At 43.3% G+C, this 21,670-nt stretch carries 21 protein-coding genes and 1 pseudogene; 11 read left to right on the top strand and 11 right to left on the bottom strand.

The window, feature by feature from the left end; all coding sequences use genetic code 11:
- Nucleotides 1–104: 104 nt before the first annotated feature.
- Together DRW07_RS06745 and DRW07_RS06740 are read right to left on the bottom strand one after the other, a co-directional pair.
- A complete protein-coding gene (locus tag DRW07_RS06745; protein WP_124027129.1) occupies nt 105–1,064 on the bottom strand; it encodes a Gfo/Idh/MocA family protein in 960 nt (319 codons plus the stop codon).
- 43 nt (nt 1,065–1,107) lie between these two features.
- On the bottom strand, nt 1,108–1,836 hold the full coding sequence (locus DRW07_RS06740; protein WP_124027128.1) for a type 2 periplasmic-binding domain-containing protein: 729 nt from the start codon (nt 1,834–1,836) through the stop codon (nt 1,108–1,110).
- Nucleotides 1,837–1,986: 150 nt separating this feature from the next.
- On the opposite strand from DRW07_RS06740, the gene DRW07_RS06735 reads away from it, so the two are divergent.
- Nucleotides 1,987–2,760, top strand: coding sequence for a substrate-binding periplasmic protein (locus tag DRW07_RS06735; protein WP_124027127.1), 774 nt, complete (start codon nt 1,987–1,989; stop codon nt 2,758–2,760).
- A gap of 45 nt (nt 2,761–2,805) precedes the next feature.
- Here DRW07_RS06735 and DRW07_RS06730 read toward each other — a convergent pair whose 3' ends face one another.
- Nucleotides 2,806–3,645 (bottom strand): DUF2306 domain-containing protein, encoded by an 840-nt coding sequence (locus tag DRW07_RS06730; protein ID WP_240630531.1) that lies wholly within the window; start codon nt 3,643–3,645, stop codon nt 2,806–2,808.
- Nucleotides 3,646–3,878: 233 nt separating this feature from the next.
- Here DRW07_RS06730 and DRW07_RS06725 point away from each other — a divergent pair, with 233 nt between their 5' ends.
- Nucleotides 3,879–4,922, top strand: coding sequence for a helix-turn-helix transcriptional regulator (locus DRW07_RS06725; RefSeq protein WP_124027126.1), 1,044 nt, complete (start codon nt 3,879–3,881; stop codon nt 4,920–4,922).
- Between the two features lie 2 nt (nt 4,923–4,924).
- Here the strand turns inward: DRW07_RS06725 and DRW07_RS06720 are convergent, their stop codons facing one another.
- Nucleotides 4,925–5,764 (bottom strand): alpha/beta fold hydrolase, encoded by an 840-nt coding sequence (locus tag DRW07_RS06720; RefSeq protein ID WP_124027125.1) that lies wholly within the window; start codon nt 5,762–5,764, stop codon nt 4,925–4,927.
- 403 nt (nt 5,765–6,167) lie between these two features.
- Here DRW07_RS06720 and DRW07_RS06715 point away from each other — a divergent pair, with 403 nt between their 5' ends.
- Nucleotides 6,168–7,403, top strand: a complete 1,236-nt coding sequence (locus DRW07_RS06715) for an esterase/lipase family protein (RefSeq protein WP_165870436.1) — start codon at nt 6,168–6,170, stop codon at nt 7,401–7,403.
- A 144-nt stretch (nt 7,404–7,547) separates the two neighbouring features.
- On the opposite strand, the gene DRW07_RS06710 is transcribed toward DRW07_RS06715, so the two are convergent.
- Nucleotides 7,548–9,356 carry a tetratricopeptide repeat protein gene (locus DRW07_RS06710; RefSeq protein WP_124027123.1) on the bottom strand — a complete coding sequence of 603 codons (1,809 nt, stop codon included), beginning with the start codon at nt 9,354–9,356 and terminating at the stop codon, nt 7,548–7,550.
- A gap of 113 nt (nt 9,357–9,469) precedes the next feature.
- Between DRW07_RS06710 and DRW07_RS18600 the strand changes: the two are divergent.
- Nucleotides 9,470–9,739 (top strand): annotated as a pseudogene (locus DRW07_RS18600) (topoisomerase DNA-binding C4 zinc finger domain-containing protein); the annotation flags it as partial.
- 223 nt (nt 9,740–9,962) lie between these two features.
- A complete protein-coding gene (locus DRW07_RS06700) occupies nt 9,963–10,490 on the top strand; it encodes a hypothetical protein (protein WP_124027122.1) in 528 nt (175 codons plus the stop codon).
- Nucleotides 10,491–10,862: 372 nt separating this feature from the next.
- Here DRW07_RS06700 and DRW07_RS06695 read toward each other — a convergent pair whose 3' ends face one another.
- Nucleotides 10,863–12,185 carry a DUF4240 domain-containing protein gene (locus tag DRW07_RS06695; RefSeq protein ID WP_124027121.1) on the bottom strand — a complete coding sequence of 441 codons (1,323 nt, stop codon included), beginning with the start codon at nt 12,183–12,185 and terminating at the stop codon, nt 10,863–10,865.
- 1,139 nt (nt 12,186–13,324) lie between these two features.
- On the opposite strand from DRW07_RS06695, the gene DRW07_RS06690 reads away from it, so the two are divergent.
- From DRW07_RS06690 to DRW07_RS06675, 5 genes are all read left to right on the top strand, one after another.
- On the top strand, nt 13,325–13,915 hold the full coding sequence (locus DRW07_RS06690; protein WP_124027120.1) for a hypothetical protein: 591 nt from the start codon (nt 13,325–13,327) through the stop codon (nt 13,913–13,915).
- Between the two features lie 203 nt (nt 13,916–14,118).
- Nucleotides 14,119–14,688: a tyrosine-type recombinase/integrase gene (locus tag DRW07_RS06685; RefSeq protein ID WP_124027119.1), complete on the top strand. Its 570-nt coding sequence runs from the start codon at nt 14,119–14,121 to the stop codon at nt 14,686–14,688.
- 488 nt (nt 14,689–15,176) lie between these two features.
- The gene (locus DRW07_RS06680; protein WP_124027118.1) at nt 15,177–15,875 is read left to right on the top strand and encodes a response regulator transcription factor; all 699 of its coding nucleotides are present in this window, start codon (nt 15,177–15,179) and stop codon (nt 15,873–15,875) included.
- Entirely contained in the window at nt 15,865–16,026 is a 162-nt protein-coding gene (locus DRW07_RS18280) for a hypothetical protein (RefSeq protein ID WP_165870435.1), read from the top strand. Before DRW07_RS06680 ends, DRW07_RS18280 begins: the two co-directional genes overlap by 11 nt.
- A gap of 50 nt (nt 16,027–16,076) precedes the next feature.
- Entirely contained in the window at nt 16,077–16,799 is a 723-nt protein-coding gene (locus DRW07_RS06675) for a S41 family peptidase (RefSeq protein ID WP_165870434.1), read from the top strand.
- 67 nt (nt 16,800–16,866) lie between these two features.
- Here the strand turns inward: DRW07_RS06675 and DRW07_RS06670 are convergent, their stop codons facing one another.
- The 5 genes from DRW07_RS06670 to DRW07_RS06655 form a co-directional block, all read right to left on the bottom strand.
- Nucleotides 16,867–17,226 carry a VOC family protein gene (locus tag DRW07_RS06670; RefSeq protein ID WP_240630530.1) on the bottom strand — a complete coding sequence of 120 codons (360 nt, stop codon included), beginning with the start codon at nt 17,224–17,226 and terminating at the stop codon, nt 16,867–16,869.
- A 157-nt stretch (nt 17,227–17,383) separates the two neighbouring features.
- Complete coding sequence (locus DRW07_RS18275) at nt 17,384–17,551, bottom strand: hypothetical protein (RefSeq protein WP_165870433.1); 168 nt, start codon at nt 17,549–17,551, stop codon at nt 17,384–17,386.
- Between the two features lie 14 nt (nt 17,552–17,565).
- Nucleotides 17,566–17,970, bottom strand: a complete 405-nt coding sequence (locus DRW07_RS06665; RefSeq protein ID WP_124027116.1) for a hypothetical protein — start codon at nt 17,968–17,970, stop codon at nt 17,566–17,568.
- A gap of 6 nt (nt 17,971–17,976) precedes the next feature.
- Entirely contained in the window at nt 17,977–19,191 is a 1,215-nt protein-coding gene (locus tag DRW07_RS06660; protein WP_165870432.1) for a sensor histidine kinase, read from the bottom strand.
- Between the two features lie 8 nt (nt 19,192–19,199).
- Nucleotides 19,200–20,414 (bottom strand): aspartyl protease family protein, encoded by a 1,215-nt coding sequence (locus DRW07_RS06655; RefSeq protein ID WP_165870431.1) that lies wholly within the window; start codon nt 20,412–20,414, stop codon nt 19,200–19,202.
- A 308-nt stretch (nt 20,415–20,722) separates the two neighbouring features.
- Between DRW07_RS06655 and DRW07_RS18440 the strand changes: the two genes are divergently transcribed.
- Nucleotides 20,723–21,580, top strand: a complete 858-nt coding sequence (locus tag DRW07_RS18440) for a M24 family metallopeptidase (RefSeq protein WP_240630529.1) — start codon at nt 20,723–20,725, stop codon at nt 21,578–21,580.
- Nucleotides 21,581–21,670: the final 90 nt, after the last annotated feature.

Here is a 21,670-nt window from a genome sequence, read left to right as displayed (position 1 = left end):
CTACTTTTAGACTTTTCAACACGGAATGGGGTTCAATAGCGGCGAAGCAGTAGCGCAATCTTTTTGCTCTGTAAGAATATACTCATTACATCCAGTGTATCTGTTTACGCCATTGATAAAATCTGGTCCATGTGATGTTGTACTGCCAGAGAGTCACTGTGCGATACAATATCTGACTCACGTTTACCCGCTATTATGGCGTTAGATGCATGCTCAATTTGATATTCAAAACCACTTCCCTTCATCGGAAAACTGAAGGTTTCAATACATTCATCTCCCTTAAACAAAGTAATCTCGGTGGCACGCCAAAAGTCGGGAATGGCGATGTAGCCTTCAGTGCCAATGACATATGCCCAGTTTCTAAGCTTGCTAACGAATGACGCCCCCATAACAGACACTACACTGCCGTAATCCATTAGGGCCACAACGTGCGCATCAGCACCATTCTCTGCCCGATGGACAGACGCCGTTATATTTAAAGGTTCACTTTTCATAAACAAGCGATTAAATGCCAATGGATACACGCCCATCTCGCGCAAACACCCGCCGCCTAATTCGGTGTTCCATTCTCTCTGTTGTGGATTAAAAGGGAAGGCATAACCAAAATCGGCCTGAATTTGTCGGATGTCCCCTATTCTACCTTCCTTCACCCACTGTTGAGCCTGCTGAATAGCAGGAAGTAAATAAGTCCACATGGCTTCCATTAAAAAGCACTGACTGGATTTTGATAGTGCTGCAAGCGCCTCGCATTGTCCATATGAAACAGTAATGGGCTTTTCGCACAGCACGGCTTTACCCTCTTCCATTGCCGCTTTTACCTGCTCAAAGTGCATGGCGTGTGGGGTCGCAATGTAAATTGCATCTATGTCGGGGGCGCTGAAGAGTGCCTGATAATCAGCGTAGGCCTTGATATCACCATATTGTTGTGAAAAGGCCAAAGCGCGTGGCATTTCCCTTGCTGCAACCGCTTTTAGCGTAGCGTGCTCGGCAAATCGAATGTCACTGGTAAAAGTATGGGCTATTCGCCCCGCCCCCACGATGCCCCAACGAATGTTTTCTACCACAGTTTACCTTGACCCCTACTGATTTAGATGAAGTATACCAAGACTACTCAAAAAGATAGTATTCACCTAATCCATGTTTTTGATAAAGGGATAACAGCTCTCCGTTCATTTTCATCTCACCTAGCCTCTTGTCCCATTGTGCTATCAACGCGCCTGCACTTGGCGTTTTCGCAAATGCTGGGTATAAACCAAGATCACCAAATCGTTTGAGTTCAAAATCACTGATATCATAGCCAATAGCATGTAACTCTACTTTCAATTCAGTTTCATCTCCCAGCAATGTTTTTGCCTTTCCGGCCATGAGCAGCCAAACCGCCGCTTTCACTTCAGTAACCTCCGCGTAGGAGTCTGCCAATTCAGTAAAGTATTGGTCGTATTGATAGCCTTCTAACCAGATAACCTCAATATCAAAACGTGCATTTTGCCCGCTATTTGGACCAATAAACTGTAGCGAGACGACTTCATCGAAATCCATTGGTGAATTGGGATACAAGGCATATTCTTCTTCATTCATGTAGGCCCCTAACCACAGGTCGGCTTGGCCTCGCCTTACCAGTGCTTTGGTTCTTAAGTAATCTCTGTAGATGAATTCAATCTCATGCTGGGGATAAACAGCCCGCACTATGTCTTCATACAAGCCGGTCCCACCTTCAACTGTATAATTTGGCAGCCAAACATCAGTCGCCACAACAATTCGCGGTTGTTCGGCTAATGCAGGTGAAATACATACCGAAAATGTCATTAGACAAATAGCAGTTAACAACGACTTCATGAGATGACACCATGCCACTTTGCTAAAAACTTATCGTAAGAATAGTATATAGACTCTGACTTGCAGAATTTTGAATGTGGCTAACTGTTATTCATTGGAAAAGACTCGTTCATTACACCATACTTAGCAGAGTCATTAGGGGTGAAGTTGATGCCTGTTTTTCCTTCTATTTTAGTTGCTTTGTTGTATTCTTTACTGAGCTTGGCCGCTCAAGCCGACGAATTTATTATCGGTATTAACGAACGACCCATCTATCGGGAAAAAGATGCTGATGGCTTCTGGCACGGAAAAGATATCGACCTGGTAAAAGCCATTTTTAGCAAGACAGAACATACCTACACGCTTATTGCGATGCCATGGACCCGGGTATTAAAAAGTTTGCAGTCAGGTGAAATAGACATGACACTGGCCGCCGCCATTACGCCTGAACGCCAGCAATATGCTTACTTCTCGCATAAGCCTTATCGATATAGTGACTACACCTTATTTGCCAATAAAACCCGCCTTGAATTATTTGGCCTTGTGTCATCATTAGAAGATTTGAAAAATAAACCCGTTCTTATAGGTGCGTTGCGCGGGGCTATCTATTCTTCTTCTTATAAGGAGCTAATGAGCGATCCACTTTTTGCTGAACATATCGTGTATATCGATAACGACTACAGTATGGTTGAATTTGCGCTGAAAGGCCGTGTTGACGGTTATATCGATTCAAACGTTGAAAGTAAGCAGTATTTCAAACAGCATCCCCAACATACTGACACCTTCGTGCCTTTGTTGAAGATATCGACCAAAGGAGAACAAGGCAGCTACTTAATGTTTAGCAAAAAGAGTGTTCCATCGCAACGGGTTGGCATCTTTGATTCAGTGCTCACTGAGTTACATGACAGCGGTGAATATGAACGTATTGCCAGTCAATATAATTGAACAAAGCCGACCAAAAACTGGCAAATCTTACACAGTTCAACAGGGTTATATCCCAGCCATTATTCTTGGGATCCAGAGCATACTAGTCGCGGCATAAACCCCGATTATCGTCACCAGCGCCAAAATTGACGTAACAATACATGCAATGAGCTTAGGGATAGAAGTCTTCTTTTTTTCAGCCCAAAAAACGATTTCTACCGCAGCCATTGGCAACAAATAAGAAGCAAACGAAATCGCAATGTCTGCGGGCCCGTCGATAAGCCGGGTATTGCCCATAGGCCCCTGATTTATCATGTACCACCCCATAAGATATAAACGTACACTCCATACACCATTTATCAGAATGAAAGTATGGACAGCCAGTCTGCGATGTAAATTGAATTGCTTATGGATCGCGGCTCGCCAAGCATAAATAACAAAAATGGGAATGAGTATGCCATTAAGTGTCACACCCATCGCACCAATATCACTGAGTCGGCTCCCCACCCACCACGTCATATAAAGCCCGCTAATTGCGCCAAAGAAGCCAATAATTAAAAACACCCTGCCGTTCCAACGGTGAAAAGTTGGAAATCGCACCCTGAAAAAAGGGATCAGCTGAAAGGTCGCACTCATGCTGATAAACATGACGGGGACAACGTGAGCGAGCAAAACGGCATTATTGAAAAACTCACCGTTTTTAAATCCTCTTATCATATGACTGAATTGAGATTCTTCGAGCCCACCTGATAGCCAGGGTACAGTGAACTGAAAAAGAATATAGAAGGCAAACATCCATTGCCCTATTAGCACCGCGGCTACCCATGCCTTGATTGCACCACTGCACCATTTATTTAACAATGAAACACCATTTTGCCCCTTTGGTGGCACCACTACTGCACTCATTTTGCAACCTTGATTAATTTGAGAAGTCACTATTCTGAGGAAGAAAAGCGGTTAAAACTGTGCAAATTCAAAATTTGACTGTAAAAAAACGCTGATCTTGCACGAAAAACAGTCTCGACACCCTTCATCTACATTTTGAGGTTGGTTTGCTGGCAAACGGAATGGAAAGGCTTATCATGTAACCAGAAGAAAATACTTTATATTTCGTTTATGTTTTAGTTGGTTTGTTATCGATGTTTGAAACACTTCCCCATATTGTCTTGCTTATATTGGCCGTATTAAGCATGGCGAGTTTATTTTTATTTAGGCCAAACCGACTAGAACATTATTTGTATGCCGCGTTGGGTTTTTCTTTAATGTGGTTGGCAATTGGCCAATTATTGCCGGGCTCGTTTTCAATTGAACAACAATTTGTCTCTCTTGGCACCTTTGCTACCTGTAACGTTTTTTGGCTTTTAACGCGGAGCCTATTCAGGCAAGGAAAAGCGCTAGTTACCTCGCATTTTATCTTGGCGGGAATCATTGCATTTCTCATTTTAAGCTTAAAGAGTATTGCGTTATTTGTACATTTGTCTTGGATAGATGGTAATACCCTTTTGTGGCTCGAGCGCGCACTCAGTGAACTCCTGCAATTGCTGTCTTCAGGAGTCTTACTGCTGAGTTTTTGGGAAATTATTCGAGGGTACGGCCCTGCTAGTAAACGCGTGCGTTTTCAAAAGAAAGTACTCGCCGTTACTATGGTCCTTGCCGTTTTGAGTACTAGGATCGTTGTGCCCGCCCTCTCATCATCGCCGGCTTTCGATGTTGCTTTGTACCTGATTACAAGAAGCCTGGCAGCATCAGCCATAATACTGGCAATACTTTATGTACTTTGGTCCCAACATAAGCACAGAGAGACGTTGGGTAATACCAGTAAGTCTGATGCTGAAGATGCCGAGTTACTTACCGCTATAGAAAGTATGATGCAGGATAAAAAGCTATTTCTACAATCTGAACTTAAATTGATCGATATCGCCCTTGCTATTGATCAGCCAGAATACAAAATACGCAAAGTGATTAATGAACAAATGTCATTCGACAATGTTAACCAGTATATAAACCACCTTCGTATAAAGCATGCTAAAGATCTTCTGCTCTCAGAACAAAGCCAACATTGGTCCATCCTGGTAGTGAGCATGGAGTCTGGGTTTTCTTCCCTGGCAACGTTCAACAGAGTATTTAAACAACAAGTAGGCTGCACACCAAAACAATTTAAGACCCAGCATGCAACCACATAAAACTAATGGTTTTGTAGACTCGTCTGTTCTATTTGTTCGACGATTTTCAGTACCACATTTTCATTGTTCAAAATTCGGTTATGCCCTAAGCCTTGGGTATTGTAGAGGGTTGCGAGAGGAGCAGAGCGTTTTAGATGTTCAGCATCGCTAAAAGGCACTTCTCGGTCATACTCGTCATGAACCAGCAATGTAGGCAGCGATAACGCTTTAACGGCATCCCTTACCTCTAATGCGTTGTGTGAGCGACCGATAAAATGTTCGACTAAATGATAAAAGCTATCCGATGCACGTTTCCCCAATTTGAGAACAGCAGAAAACCTAACCAAAACATTAAAGAAAGACGCCGGGCTTGATATAAGCACCAACTGTTTAGCAATTTTCACTTTTGTTGCCGCGAGGGCTAAGGCTCCGCCTCCCATAGAGTGGCCTATTGCCACATCAGCGCTCACCGGAATACAACTTGCTGCCTCTGTTACTGCGTCGATGAACAGTCCGGGATGCGATTGACGTTGCTTTGATGGGCCAAACCCTGCAGGTGAAAGCCCATATATTGTATACCCTTGTGCAATAAAATGATTAAACAAAGAATCAAACTGGGTAAGTGAACCATTCCAACCATGCAGCAACAAAAGCGACTTGCTCCCATCTCCATTCCATTTAAATAGGTGAGCACCACTAGGGAGATGTATGGTTTCGTCTGCCTGTTTAAGTTGCCCATGCTCTTTTACTTTACGACCCACTGTAAAAATTAAAAGAAGCGCTTTCTTTGAGGCGTAGCGCGGTAACAAACGACTTATCAACCAAAAATACATCTGATAGCCGATCACAATTAGTTTTTTCATGACTGAACCCCCATTGATGAGAGCGCTAGTGTAAGACGATGGCTAAATCACTTATTGCTTCTTAGTTCAAAAAATCATACGCATCGTCCAGAATTTTTCATTTAGCTTTGCCCTTGTCAAAAGCGAAAGTTACCCGCCGTCATTGCTTTAATGATCACAGATAGGCCCATTCAGACGATAACAAGCCTAGCTCAGGCAATGAAACGCCTAAAGTCAGTGTGGACTGGGAATTGTCGTTTCTTTTTAAAGACGGAATGGAAGACGTAAGCCGCACTTGGACGATTAACGTTGCCTAACAGCTCATCATGTATAACATAAATATCACCACGCCGAGATTTTGAGGGTTAACTTTCTCCTACTATTTAAGTCATACTAGTGGTTCAACTTAATCACAATGAATTCAATGACTCACTTACGTCACCTTTTCAGCATAGTGTTTTTCATCATATTTTTGCCTGCCTGTTCGGTAATTAAAGAGGTTAAACAAGAACTCGCGGTCGCAGACTCTCTGTCTGTTATTAGTGGGCGTGTTGTAATCGATAACACCAAACCGTTAGATACTGTTTACGTGCTATTGATGAAAAAGGCGGATGATTTTGACCTGATTTTAATTAATCAGACCACGGTAGACGCCAATGGCGACTATAAATTTGCTGTCCCCCCTGGTGAGTATTTCCTAGTTGCCTACTATGATAACAATGGTGACAAGACTTATCAGAGCGATACTGAGATGGCCGCTTATTATGGTCAGACAAGCGGTCCTCCCGCCATGCTCAATATTACAAAAGCCCAAAGTTATCTCGCGCAGCCGCTACACATAACTGGCACATTGATTGACTCTGGCGACTACTCAGTTACTGTTGATTTACCCAACTCAAATATTGCGGCTGGTAGAGTGGTCAAAGTAAACGACCCCGTGTTTTCTCGCAAAAATGCCTTGCTTGGCATGATCCGACCAATCGAATTTGTGCAAACTGTGGGCGGGGGCATTTACCTGTTCGAAGAATACGACCCAAATAAAATACCTGTGATTTTCATTCATGGAATTGGCGGCAGTATTAGCAATTGGGAAAGTATCATTTCAAACCTGGACGCAACGAAATATCAAGCAGTCGGCGTATATTACGCCAGCGGTTTTAGACTTGATTTGATCAGTGATTTCATTCTAAACGGCGTGAATCAATTGCAATCAAAATTTGGTTTTTCAGAGTTTTACGTTGTTGCCCATAGTATGGGCGGATTGGTAAGCCGTTCCTTTATAAGAAAGTATCTTGCCGCGCCACGAACTGCCAGAATTGGCCTATATTCCACCATCAATAGCCCTATGCTGGGTATGGACAGCGCCAATTCTGGCGTTAAGTATTCCCCCATCATTATACCGTCGTGGCGTGATGTGGCAGCGGGAAGTGAATTCATTCAAAACATTATGGCTTGGGATCTACCTGAAGATATCCCCTACTACCTCTTCTTTACTTATGAAAGCGGCAGCGGCGATGACGGCGTAGTCTCTTTGGAGAGTCAAATCCCGCTGAAACTGCAGCAAGAAGCCACGAAGATGTTCGGGCTCACCGGTTCTCATGCGGGAGTGTTGGCAGACCCAGTATTTATAGAGCAATTCAATAAAACCTTACTGCGTTAAACGCTTTGCTGTTTTGGTTGTTCCTCGTGCCAAACCAAGGCTTATCAGTATTCAGGAGCAAATGCCAGAAAGGCTGAACTAACTTACTATTGCGTTCCGTCCAAACCTAAATCGGGCACATAATTTAACCGGCGTACATGCATGCTAGTGTATAGACGTCCTAATCTGAGCGACAAGCTCCTTAACTCTCTCATCATCAGGTATGCGAGCAAGTACTTGTTGATATAAGGCTAGAGCTTTGGCTAAGTTTCCTTTTTGATGGTTTGCATCCGCTAAACTGTCAATTGCATTTAACGAGTCTGGATAATCTTTGCGATTGAGTTCAAGTACTGTAATGGCAGCATCAAATTTCTGTTCTGAAAGCAGGTCATATCCTAACGCGTTAATGATATCTTCTGTCTCCTGATAAACGTAATGAGGGTTTGCTTTAAACTCGTGATATTCGTTGACAAACTCATCTAAAGTCAGTTTACGCTGCCTAAAGCCATCAATAAGCTGATCAATTCGCTTGGGCTCTACACCTGATAAAATAGTAGTTAATGCAGGGTCTATACCTTGCTTATAGTCACTAAATGATAATCGTGCTGCTATATCAGGCGCTTTCCATACCCGACTATCTCCCATATTGGTTTGTTGCCAACGGCTGGTTGCAAGAAAAACCTGTAATTGACTATTTGGCAGCGTAACTCGGTTGCGAGCATTGCCAAAGAAATGAATATTAATCCCGGTAGGCTCTCCTACAAATATTGCGTGACTGAATTGTTCTAATGCAGTTACTGTAAGTTGTGCAGCAGAGAATGTCCCACGGCCAATCAATACATAAAACCTTCCTTCCCTATTAATGTCGCTGGCAAGTAAAGCCTTTACCAAAGGATTGACGACCTCTGTCTCGCCCCCTGGATGAAGACGCAGATCGAGAACAAACCGGGTTTCCTCATCAGCCTCAGCGGCATCTATCGCAGTTTTAGTCACTTCAAGGATGTGCTCAAAATTATGTTTGGAATAACCGTTAATCTGCAGATAAACAAGCCCGTTTTCAGGCTGGTGGGCGAACCAAATTTGCCTTTCGGGATGCTTCAGAAATAGTGGCTTTTCTACTTGTTCTATAAAACTTACCCAATCATCATCAACAACTACCCTACTTTCCAAGTTCGGACGGTACTGTTCACCTGCACTTAGCGTAACGTCAAAAATTTTCCCCTCTTTGCTAAGAGTAAATACAGCCTGTTCCGCACTATCGCCAACGCCGAATGCCTTAAGAACTTTGGGAGTTACTAAGCCATCCACCCCCCAATCTAATACATTCATTTCGTTCTCGACTGGGAACATAGCCGACACTGTTTCAAGCACGCTAGTGGTTTTTAAACCGTTCACTTTGAGAACTCTCGCGCCAAGTAGATGGGCAGTATCTTTATGGGCGGCATAAACATATATGCCATCACTAAACGCATACAACCTAATGGGTAGCGGTTCAAAAAACATGCCGTTAAAAAAGACATTCTCAAATAGTGGGTGATAGCCGCGAATAAAGGAATGACCATCTCGCGCCATTGATACCAGCTTAGCAAGCTCTACAATCATTTTATCATGGTCGTACTGTGCTAATTTGTTACTGACGTCAGAAACGGCCGCATCAAAATCTGAACGACGATGCTTACTGAAAAAATCAATGTGATTAGCGTCGACATTATCCGCAAGGTACGTTAAATCCTGCTGCCATTGTGCGGAGGTAAGCGACTTATTGATGAGAGATGACTCTTCAGCACCAACACCGGCAGAATAGTTGAGACAACAAGCCAAAATCATACTCAGGATAATGGTTGGAACAAATGACTCACCCCTAGCAAGCTTCTGATACGCGAAGTTGCTGAACTTTGCAGTCAGCGTTACGAGGTAAATAACTCCAAATTGCGTCCAAGATTCGTTAAGATTTCTGAAGAGAGTGAACCGCACGTTGTGTGACTGCCTGACTATCTGTTTATTTATTAAACCATCCTAAATGGATGACTATAGTCAGACAATAAGGAGAATGTAAGCAAACGTATCAGCGTGTATTTTATTGGTAGAATCAGGTTACTGTTATTTTTTCAGGCATATTTAGCCAGCAGGCGATTGACTTTGCATTTGATAAACCAGTAACACTCATTGACGGGAACGAACTACTTTCACCTGTCCATTATATGCAAACGGAACCCAAAGCAGCAATGACAACACAGGTGGTTTGTCCAAAATGCGGGAATGAGCTTGTAGAACGTCAAGCGAAACGTGGGCCACATACTGGTAATATCTTCTTAGGGTGCAGCAACTTCCCACGTTGCAGATACATAGAACATTAAGAAAAGAAACGCTGCGATGAGTCTAGTGAATTTAGGCATACAAATAGTATTTTTTTATTCGGTTTGTGGCGTTATGTTTGGTTGCTTTTACCTTGCATATTGGTTCGTGAATAAAAGTCAAAATAAGGACCCGGTAAATACACAAACAGCGTTGGTAAGAGCAACTATCTACTCAGTTTTTTGGCCAATAAACTTCATCTCAATGTGGTCTTTTGGTACGACGATGGACGACTTAATTTCTAATCCAACTGACAGTATAGGTGCGAAACCTTTACGTAAAAGTCTTGAAGAAGAGGCTTCTCGAAGGGTTTTGGCAATCAATAGTCTGCCCAAATGCGGGAAATTTGTCGCATTTCATGGCTTTGATATCTACCCCCAAAAAGCTCTTTCTACCTTTGTTGTAAGTTCTGATGAAATAGTGCCTCTGGTATTAGAAAGAGCTGCAGAAATCAAAGGCCCAGCCACAAATGATGAAAATATTCTAAAGAACTTTATTGTTACTAGAAACACAGAAATTGCGTCATGCACAATCATTCCATTTGAGTTCGCTAGATATAGTTATTACTTGTTAACACTTGCTCAACAAAATATTGGCACTGTGTATTGTAGAGAGTGCAAACGTACATACAGAACCAGCGACGTTTCGGTTGACGTTGAAGCAGTGAAAACGATTCCTGGATGGTCATATCAGAAAATTATATGCCTAGAAAAGCATCTGTTACTAAGAGAAAAAGGGGTAAGGTTTTTTTAGTGTCTTAAGGAAGATATTTTTATCCGCATGAGCAGAAAACATGTAGTAATGAGTCCAAATACGAGTAATGTATCAGTTTGTTGTTAAGGATATTGAGGGCCTCATTGCGAATGTGGGTTCACTACTCTAAATTTGATTGATGGTTATATGAATTAGTTGACATGCATTAGTTCAGACCAAATCAAAACATACATAGAGGCAACTCTCACGCTTCATACTAACAATCCAATCATTAAACACAAAGCAGGCTCCCTCAATCGAGTTGGAGAAAACCTCAAGTCAATGGTCCGGCATCAGAAAGCTAACCTCATTCGAAGAATGCGTAAAAGGTCTGGCACAAATCCCCTGAAGACTTGCTAATAGGTATATTTGCTAGACTGGCGAGTCACGTACCTCGAGAAGGTCTCCTGCAGCATTACAAACGTAGGTCTCTGTTGAACCCTCAGGAATACTATGTTTACCGAGAAATCGCTCAATAATATCAAAATAGTTAGCGCCGCCTTTTTCACTGGACTGAGACGCAGCGTCGAGACAAGCGGATAGCTTCTCTGGGTTTCCCGTACCGAATAAAACCGGGGTCGAATAAAAAGACTCCCATGTACCAGGACAAGATACGCATTCATCAGAGAAAACAGATACACAAGCATGATGTTCACCTTTTTTGACCGGGCATGGAAAGTTTCTATATTCTCTGCGTTGCACACCGTAAATAGAATCCTCCTGCTCCCCTTTATTTGATAGGACAGCAATATTAATCAGACGAACAGGACCATCTTCTTCGACAATAGAGGCAGTGATAAGACCATTTTTGAAACGGAAACACTCACCAGGAAGATAACGCATGAGCTCTTTGATAATCGCAACGGCTTTGTATAAGAAATACAGCCCGGCAATGAGACTGAAAATGCCATAGGCACTTTTTACATACCAAAGAAGAAGCGAAAGGAGCAAACCTATAGCAAAATAAAACAGGTTCGTTGTCGCGGTATCATAAAGATCACTGAACTGGTACCGCAATAAACGAAGACGTTCCGGTGCAAAATTAGTCGCCGAGCTTGCTCGACTTGCATTGTGCATGTCTCCCGAACTGCCAACTTCTTTTTTAGGATTTTCTGATCGGTTTGCTTTCGAGAAGTCTTTATCGGAGCGACTATTGGTTTTTCTACTATCGAAATCTGCCTGGTTGATATCCACTGAGGATGAGATACATTTTTTGTACAAGTCTGGATATCGCTCTTCAAGTTCGTCTTCGCTATCCCATTGCTCGCCAAGAGGATCCTGAGGCCTTGACGTTTGAGAATCTATAATAACTTCCAGTTCCCGCCCGGTGAGTTCTTTATACACTTCATCAGCTACGTACCTGTAGCTTTCAAGCCCTCCCTCACCTAGGTCTTTTAGACTTGCAATACTGTCAGGTTTTTTCAAAGCTTGTTCAAAAACGATTTGTCCTTCGGAAATGAGAAAATCACAGTAATAATCAAATCCATCATCGGAACATCCACCATGAATGACATCTGCAGCACCCCATAAATCCCAGGTGTAAGCTTCAACGAGCATTTTTCGATAAGTGTATTCAAATTGCGAGACCTGAGCTGCGGTGAGTTTTAAAAGCTGTTCGCGTAACTTATCAATTCTCATGAATCGATCATCACCCGCGGCAGTCTTCGCTAATTCGACAATTTCCCAAAAGGTCATTGTGACTCCTTGTGCAGTATTAATGCAAACATAGAGCAGGCCACTACAATATGCGTTTTTTTAGCCATGCCCTGTTTACATTTTCTACATATGCTAAACGACATTTGTGTGAGGAATCACTACTCTATAGGCTTTATTAAGAGCATGTCATATGCCAAAAGTCATGTTTTGGTTGGTTCAAAATACAGAGACATTTATTTAAAATTTTGAGGTGAATAAGTACAGGAGAAAAATAGGCTTTAAACGCAATATTACCCCTTTATTGTCCTTTAACTCCGCACCTTAAGTCGTTTTCTTACTGGACAACATCACCTGATGTACAAACGATACAAAAACGAATAGATAATGACGAACAAAAATAACCCTAAACCATTGGTTTTAAAAGGCTTAAATGTACGTAGAAGAATATAGTTGAATGTATAATTGGTGCGTCAACCATTCCGTTTTTCAAAAATCTGACACATGTGTTGTATCGATGATGGTAATCACTAGCGAATAGCCTAGACAATTCGCGAACTTTCTCTTGATATGGTCTGTGCCAATATTCGCTATTGACGAATACGCCGTTTGAGCAAAAGTATTGCTTGAACTCATAACAGCTCAATAAAGCATAGTATTGAAAGAAGTCTCTAACTGGTTTCGACGTATCTCCCCAAGGAATGCTCTCTCCACTTTTTAAGCACTGCTCCTCTAATGCTGACCGCTCCGCTGCAAATACCGCGTTCTCAGAAAGGCAAAGTAGATATAGAAGACTTCATTGCTCCTTACGTTTAAAAAGGGTATCGAGCTCTTTTTGCTCGTTAATAAAACGCCCCTTGTATCTTTGGAGAAAACTGTCACTGTATGTATCTTTATTCATAAACTGACCATATATTGTTTGTTACTCTTCTAATCCTAAAATTAGTAATACTTAGATTCCGGCGATAAATTTTCGATCCTTTTCCTCCGGAATTTTTCAGCCACTGCGTTTCAGTTTTTCGTATCAAAAGATAACTCAGAAATCTACTAGTTTTCGCAAAAACAAGTCGCCCCCGGATAGTCTCTTCGACTCGATATAGCTTTATACCTGTCTCAACTGAAGAGACGGCTATGAAGTCTTATAGCTTAATTATTAAAATGTTTAAGAAGGAGAGATGCTTGTGCATTATTTACCAGTAAGAATTGATGGCTGTGGCGCACCTGCTATTGAGCTGGAAACGTCAGTTCTAGAGCTAAGCAACCTTAAAAACAAGGTAACCGCTGCATTTGGGAACGCTTTTGAGATTAATGGGTTAGTTGGGATCCAAGAGGGTTCGAATACCCCTGCAATTCCAGAGCATGGTGTGTTGTATATGCGCACTGAAAACGAATTATTTTCGCCGGATGGTCTGTTGGGTTATGCGAAAAATCTGTCGTCCTCACTAGTAGAGGGTGAGACGTTTAGCGTGAGTGTTGGCTTCAGGCACTATCCAACCGCATGGAGCATTCTAACCTTTGTCCAATTCTTCTTCGATGGTCCACATTATTTGGATGTCTTTGAAGTGAAAGAAGGTGAGATAGTGAAGAGCTATTCATTGACGAACGTTCGCTTGGATTTGGACGATTGGACGCTCCCTATAATCGAATATCGTGAGCAGTTCGTTCGTCAACTTCTTGCCCCTCAAACGTTCTCTGACTTGTATGGGACTGTGGGATTTCTGGAACAATGCAAAGCAGACGTGGACTACCACTGCGTTAATCAGGTACAGTGATTTTTAGGGGCTCAGTAACCTGAGCCCCTTCTTTAACTATTGCCCACCCCAAAAACCTAATACTTTATATTAAACCTTATATTCCTGCTGTAACCCGCATTCTTACTGTGGTCTAAATTTATTCAAAAAATGGTCGTTTCAAAAGTCATAAGAAAATAAACTCGATAGCAACAAAAAGGTTATATTTATCAGGTGGTTATAACATGAAGCAGGCTCAGGTATTAAATGAAATTGAATTTAAACGTGTCGTTGCAATGGTCCGTGACGGTAAGCACAGAAAGCGTAATGAAGTGGCTTTGTGCCTTAGCTTTTGGGTTGGACTGCGCGTTTGCGAAATTGCAGCGTTAAAGGTCAGCGATGTCTATGAGGCAGACGGCACAGTTAAAGAAATTGTAAACTTGTCAGCCAGCCAGACAAAAGGTGGCAACAGTCGACAGGTTATCATCAACCAAAAGATGCAAAAGCTACTGCGTGTCTATTGTCTGCAAGCTCAGTCATGCAACTTTGACGGCCCCTTGCTACCCTCCCAAAAAAGTCAAAAACATTTTTCATCTAACAGCTTGTGTCAGGTGTTTTGGCGTATATACAAGCAGGCTGGTTTAAGTAATGCTAGCTCGCATTCAGGGAGACGAACATTTATTACGAGACTCGCTAATGCTTCTGTAAACGCTAAAGTAATAATGTCGCTGGCAGGTCATAAGAACCTGAGCACAACTCAAAGGTACATCGAGGTTAATCCGAAACAACTATTAAGTGCTGTGAATTTAGTTTAATTGGCGACTTCTAACATAAACAACCTTCTCTGTTGACAGACGTTTCAACAGACATACCAATCGTTGGCTTCAAATTTGTATACACTCACTTTGTGCCAAAAGCAGACCATTTTATGCCCCTGTAAAACGACAACTAACGACCTAAAGCTGACGTTAGTGAATTCGAACTATCAGACTATTTTAAGCGAATAATCATCATACGGTTAATCAAACTTGGCCTCAGAAAACTCTGTTTAAATAAAAGAAATATTCAAAACTGGCTTGCACAACTTTAGGGGCCGCTTGTTTTGGAAACTTGAGTCTTTGATACAAATCCATTTGATACCCATTCGTCACTCGAGTTTACGCTATCACTCATGCTGGCTTTCTTCACCCAAATTTGACCCACGCCACTTTATGCTAATGCGAGCATTTTTAATTGAACCTTCCTCAGCACCTTGTGGTCTCTCCATGTGCTGACCAGAGAACATGATTCAAGCGACCAAACCATGAACAAACCGAGACTTAACATTCTGCTGATTGAAGACAACATCGCACTGGCAAAACAAATTTGTCGCTTTATGGAAGGCTTGAATTGGCGCATTGATTACAGTGAAAAAGGTACTCATGGTATAACCTTAGCACTCGAAAACACCTTTGACGTAATCGTCTTAGACCTTAACTTGCCCGACTGTGATGGGCTTGTTGTCTGTGAAGAAATTAAAAAGTCTCAACCTCGCACCACGCCGCTTCTTATGTTGACCGCCCGTGATGCGTTCGAAGATAAGGCCAAAGGCTTTGCAACCGGGACAGACGACTATCTCACGAAACCCTTTGATTTACGTGAACTCGCCCTTCGCTGTGAAGCACTGGCTCGGCGGCCACAATTGCATACCGATTCAACCATTCAAAAGGGATTATTGGCGCTCGATACGCGCGCACTATCAGCGACCTGGCAAGGCGAACCCATCAAGACAACCAAGCTTGGTTTCAAAATCTTGTTGGAGCTGACAAAAGCATATCCATACCCGGTTGCTCGTAGCGATTTGCTGCAAGCGCTGTGGGGTGATGAGCCCCCGGAAAGTAATGCGCTGAAATCACACATGTATACATTGCGTAAATCGCTTGATGATGTATGTATCTCCCCTATTTTAAAAACAATCAGTAATATTGGTTACCAATTACAAGGACTCGAACATGATCTCTAACGTCATCGGCCAGTTGGCTTTGACTGCAGCGCTGACCGCGACTTCTCCTAATCTACAACAATTAACCGAACAGCTATCAGATGTGATCGAAACACACTATGTTGACGCGGAAAAATTCCTGCTATCAACGAATCACTGGCAACGTATTTAACATCAGCACGAGCGTCTGAAACTGTATCTTCAGAGCAGATTGCCGAACATTTGACCGAAACTCTTAGGCAACATGACAAACATTTCACTCTTGGATATCAGCCGCCGTCAGCAAATGAAAACAAGCCGCGTAAGCTCTTATGGTTTGCGCGGTTGGAGCGACAAAACTATGGCTTCACTTCACTCGAGATACTAGACAAAAATGTCGGCGTGCTTGATTTCTGGGGGTTCGCGGCAGTCAATGCATTATCTAAGCAAAAAGTCAGCAGTGTGATGACCTTCTTGTCTGATGTGGACGCCCTGATTATTGATTTGCGCAACAATGGCGGCGGCAGCGGCGAAATGGTCCACCTGATTAGCAGTTATTTTGTAGATGGCAAAGTACACCTAAATTCGCTGTACACACGACATACAGATGTCACCCAAGAATTCTGGACGACACCCGAGATCAACAATAACCACTTAGAGAATATTCCCCTATATATCTTAATCAGCGGGGAAACTTTTTCTGCAGCAGAAGAATTTACCTATAATTTCCAGCAGATGAAACGAGCAACCATTGTCGGCGAGGCCAGTAAGGGCGGCGCAAATCCCTGGCGCTGGTATCCTTTGGCAGAAGATTTCCGTATTGGCATCCCCATCACTAAAGCGATCAATCCCGTCACACAAAGCAATTGGGAAGGCGTGGGCGTGCAATCAGACGTGGACGCCACGGGTAAAAATGCCCTAGATGTGGCTTATGCGCTGGCACTGGATGCTATACAAAATCAATAATGGAATTCACTATTTCCTGCGCTCTATTGTCAATTCAACTTATTGGATGCCTCCACAAAGGAGGCATTTAATCTGAAAAACACAGTTTATTTTTGTCCAAATCACGCACATACGCAGAAAAACGAGGACCTCTTTGCGCCGGCATGCCCTCACACGTAGCCCCTAATTGGAGGGCGTTTGCATAGATAGCTTCGACCTTTTCAACACTGCCGAAATTAAAACCAACCATTGTGCCATTGCCATGAGTAGCAGCAGCTTGGTCAAAGGGGATCGCAACTGAGAATGCAAAATCCTCCCCCAGCCAATAGGTCATTCGTTCGCTTGCCTCAAGTTTTTGTAGTCCCTCTGCTGCAAACAACGAATCGTAAAATAACACTGCCGCTTGAATGTCGTTGGTACCTACGACAACGTAATTCATTTTAATCATTAAACGCCTCCAAATAGTGTGTAGGTGCAGCATAACCTCACGCTACTGACAGCTTATGTCAGCAGTCTGATCATTGAGCTTTCCGCTCCGGTGAAAGCTCTGCTAAGAACTTAGGTATAGAGCCAGCCAAACAGTCGGTTCGAGATAGGTCGATAGATCAAGAACAAACCAACATAGGCCAAAACTGTAAAGCCTCAATACCGAGTTCCTCGGTAGAACGAGGAAAATCCAAAAAAGCTAGCGTCATTAAAGTCAAAGCTGCAGCAGTCGCATTCGCCATAGCCTTGGCGAAAAAGGGGAATTGTTGTGAGTCTTCCTTGGACATATTTGCTCCTGCAATTACGAGTGCCAAAACTCAGCGGATTTAGATGAATATTGTTGCAGTTTAATCAGTCCGGGCAGCAGCACAATAAAAATAAACAGCAATCCCATAGCCGCGGTTATCGCACTTGCTCCAGCGAAAAACAGCAGATAACCGGCGAAAATCAATAAACCGATGCTGATCACAATAAGCAGATTCAACAGCAACCGCCAAATCCATCGTTTGTATATTGGTCTACTGGCTATACAGCCATATACGCCAATTGAAACCGCCAATGTTAGCACTAAAGGTAAATAACGGCTCGCAAACCCGCCGGTCTCATTGAATACTTTTTCGGCCAGCCTTGCTAAACCTATTGCATTTAGAATGAGCACATAGGCATACCATCGAAAGGTGATTTTTGTGCTTTTTCGCTCGTGCATAATCAACTAACCGCTCACCGGTTGAGTATCGATTTCGACTCGATAGGCGTGTTCAGTTTGGATAATGTTTACCCGCCACTGTAGCGCGTCGGCAATACGTTGAACTAGGTATTGCCCATGGCCTAGCCCCTGATAGTGTTTGCCTGGCCCTTGGTTAACATCGTTCTCAAAAGCTAGAACAGCTCCTCGGTTAGTAATACACATAGAACCACTGCCACCGTGATAGAAGCCATTGTTTATCAGGTTTTGACACAATAGACTGAGCAATAGTCCATTCCCTTCCACACTGAAGTTTTCCTCAACCTCAAGTCGAACATCAAACGCAGCGTTGGATTGGCTTTGATGTAACGCAAGAATACTTCTCTCAATAATTGGCATCACTTTGAGCTTTTCGAAACTCAGGCTCTCCGCTCTTGCCAACGCCAGGAGCACTTCGACCGTATTTTTCAACGCGTCTGAAATTTGTCCCAGAAGCACTTTGTCTTCCCCGCCAATAGGGTGCTCCGCGCTTAATACTAAAGTGTTTTGTAAGATGGCCAGTGGCGTTCTGAGTTCGTGACTCACGTCGCGCACAAAATTTTTCTCGCGTTGTAACAACACGTCTATTTCGTTTAACGCCTGTTCGAACGCTCTACCTAACTGGCCGATTTCGTCTTGTCGCCGCGACTCATGTGGTGCGAAATCGCTTCCAGCACTATGTTGATTGATTTGCGCAGTCAGCAATTCTATTGGCCTAGCCGTTCGGTTTGAGAGGACCTTAGCCGCGACTAGAGAGACGATTAGCATAAGCAAAGACGACACACCAACGAACCAACCAATCAGCTTGCTTAAACTATCGATAACAACGATTTGTGCCGCATCAATCACCAACCAAAAATGATCCTGTTCACCTAGTTCGAAACGTTCAAAATGAAAATTATGCCCTTCTACATCGAACTCTTTCTCGTGCTGGTATTCCTCAACGCCGGCTCGCATTGCCGGATTGAGTTCATCTTTGCGATTAAACAGTAATATGTAATCCACTCGCGGCTGCACCCGCTGTCCGGTTTGCTCATATACCGCTTGAATAAACCGCGCCTCGGTATGCATAACCTGCTTTACCACGTCATCTTCAGTGATCACTGCGAACAACCAGGTTATACCTGCGAATACAATACATACGCCCGCAGTTAGAGCGCCAAATGTGACAAACAACCGAGAGCGAATGGATTTAATTGGCATTGAGTACCCTACTTTGAATAACCTTTTATGTGTTCTAATGGCAGTGACACACAGGTTTTGCGTAACATGCATAATGACAGTGATTGTGGCGTATCCGCCATCGTAAGCCAATCTTCTTCGGTTAAGTCAGTACTTGGAATACCGTTTAGCGAGACAATTACGTCACCGACAGCTATGCCTGCATCCGAAGCGGGAAAGTCAGGTGAAACATAGCGCACGATCAAATGGCCGTTGCGAAGTTTGCGTAGCTCTAACCCAGCCAAATTGTACTGCATCTCGAAAGCCCCTCCTGCATACGGTACTAGAGCGAACTGAGATGAATGGTAGTCAATGATCGAGACGTATTGATTCATTAGCGCGCTGCCAATCACCCACCAATCATCTTCGTCCTCGCTTGGGATGAGATTGGTTTTGACCCGTTTAAAGGTATGTTCGCCAAACGATAGACTGTCAATGGTTGCTCGTTGGTGTTCAACCTTACCGCTTAGCCCAAAGTCTGCCGCAGTAACTGTCGCTGGAAACGTTACTTGCTCATTGGCAATAAAAGCAGTATTCAGCTTCAAATAATGGCGGCTACCAGTATCGATCACAATATCACGCTCAACTGATACCTGGTCGTTAAAATTCAGCTTGGCTGGAATGTTCAACTTGCTAAATGTTGTATCAAAACCGACACTCCATTGATCTCCCGGTGTCAGTACAGATTCTCTATTTAGCGTAATACGGCCATGTTTTTTGTCGAATGTCCATGCGAAATGGCGCATAAGATCGTGACCAATAACACCATCCATGATCGCTTCTTGCTCACTGTGATAATACGGTGTCGTGGACAGTGGAATGTAAGCAACTTTCAGATCGTTGAATACCACATCCCCGAATGCGATGGAGGCAACAGCCGCTTGATAAGCAGGTGTTTTGGATTCTTGCCCCCACCCTGCAATAGCCAATTCAAAGCCTTTGGTAATAGAAACCTTACGACCTTTTGGTGTATCAAACAGCATAGTGAAGGAAGCACCGCTATCGATTAGAAACAATAACTCCTGACCGTCCATCGTCACATGCACATAGGGCTTATGACCGATATATACAGCATCAAATTCGTGTTCAGTCTGGCCTTGAGGCCAAATAGGTGACAGTTCATCATTGGCACTTTTCATACGCAACGTGTTGACCACCGAACAGCCGGACAACGTAAGCGCCGCTATCAAAAAAACCATTCTCATCCACATATTTACCACTCCAGTGTTGACAAAGAGTCATTCATCCTATGGCGGTATAGGTCAAGATAGGGTGAAATATGCTGAGCAATACTAAACTTTGTTCGAGCATTCTCACGAATTCAACCGTGCTGTTTTTTAATCGAATACTGGCATACTGAAAGCACTAAAATAAACAGAATCATGGATATGCGAAAACTACTATCCTTACCCTAGCCCTGTTAATTTTCTCAACCAGCGCCGCTGACTTCAGTCAAGGGCGTGTTATACAAGCGCTGCCGGACGTTTTGTCATTTAAAGAGCGGGTTGAACCATTGAATGAAATGGTAATCGGTCGTCTCGACAGTCTGCTACCTAAATTGATGCAAGAAGCAGATCTTGATATGTGGTTAGTGATCAATCGCGAGTATGGCGAAGACCGCTTGTTTTACACTTTAGTGCCACAACCCACATTTGCAGCACGACGCACGACAATACTGGTATTTCACAAGCAAGAAGATGGCTCTGTTGACCGTTTCAGCGTAAGCCGCTATCCAATTGGAGAAGTTTATCCAACAGTATGGGATGGTGGTACCAAGGAGCAACAATGGCAACGTTTGGCTGAGGTAATCGCGGAGCGCGATCCCAAACGCATCGGTATCAATATCAGTGAAGATTGGGCATTGGCAGATGGTCTGAGTGTTGGTTTACATCAACAATTATTGAAGTATTTACCTGAAACCTATCAGGCGCGCCTTACCAGTGCTGAAGATCTGGTGGTCCGTTGGCTCGAAACACGCAGTGAAAATGAACTCAATATCTACCCCCAAGTTGTCACACTAGCCCGAGGTGTAATAGCGGAAGCGTTTTCAAACAAAGTGATAACGCCTGGTGCAACCACGACAGATGATATTGCATGGTATATCCGCGAACGCTTCGAGGAACTGCAGTTGCGTCCGTGGTTTCAACCATACGTAAACATCCAACGCGAAGGTGACGAGACCAGTAAAGGTGACGTGTTTATGGGCGTGTACAATCGTACTGTGTTACCCGGCGATATCATTCATACTGATGTTGGAATCTGCTACATGACGCTGTGTACCGATACGCAGGAAATGGCCTATGTCCTCAAAATGGAAGAAAACGATGTGCCACAAGGTCTCAAGGACGCGATGGCTATCGGCAATCGTTAGCAGGATATACTCACCAGTAACTTTAAAACCGGTGACACAGGCAACGAGCTCCTCGCAAACACCATAAAAGACAGCAAAGCAGGAGGGATT

Source organism: Paralteromonas sediminis (assembly GCF_003820355.1).
Taxonomy (GTDB): domain Bacteria; phylum Pseudomonadota; class Gammaproteobacteria; order Enterobacterales; family Alteromonadaceae; genus Alteromonas_F; species Alteromonas_F sediminis.
The sequence above is the reverse complement of the archived record's forward strand: the minus strand, read 5'-3'. Positions and strand labels throughout refer to the sequence as shown.